This is a genomic window from Membranihabitans maritimus, assembly GCF_021729145.1.
Taxonomy (GTDB): Bacteria; Bacteroidota; Bacteroidia; order Chitinophagales; family Saprospiraceae; genus Membranihabitans; species Membranihabitans maritimus.
This window is the reverse complement of record NZ_JAJSLW010000076.1, coordinates 1-516: the sequence shown is the minus strand read 5'-3', so window position 1 is coordinate 516 and position 516 is coordinate 1. Positions and strand designations below refer to the sequence as shown.

The following is a 516-nucleotide window of genomic DNA, read 5'->3' as shown; positions in this document are numbered from 1 at the left end:
TTTGAGTGATCTCGAAATGGCCCGGGATTATTTTACCCAATTTTTGCCTGAACCGTTGAAGGAGATCGTCAATCTTACTGGATTAAGCCATTCCGGGACCAGTTTTATCTCCGGCATGAAAGAAGGAGAGTTTTTTGCAGATATGGTTTTTGAATGTCCACTAAAGTCCGGGCAGGGAAAATTATACCTGAGTATCCTGGTAGAGCACAAAAGTTTCAAAAACAAGTACGTCTATATCCAGTTGGGCCGGTATCTTTTTGGTGCCTATGAGCAGCAGTTGAAAGCCAAGAGTGAATCATTAACACCGGTCATTCCTTTCTTGTACTACCACGGAGGTGAAGTTTGGCACCCGGAGAATATGCACCAATTCTTCCGGTATTATCCGACGGTTTTGCTGGACTATATCCCGGATTTTAAAATCATTTTCCGCAATGTAGGGGATTATACGGAAGAACAACTTCTGCAATTGGGCAACGCCATGCTTGCTTCCGCTCTGATTACTCAAAAATATTCCCA

1 protein-coding gene is annotated in these 516 nt (G+C 43.2%); it reads left to right on the top strand.

Annotated elements, in window-relative coordinates; genetic code table 11:
* A partial coding sequence (locus LVD47_RS23370; protein WP_236981138.1) for an Rpn family recombination-promoting nuclease/putative transposase occupies positions 1 to 516 on the top strand: 516 nt, incomplete at both ends.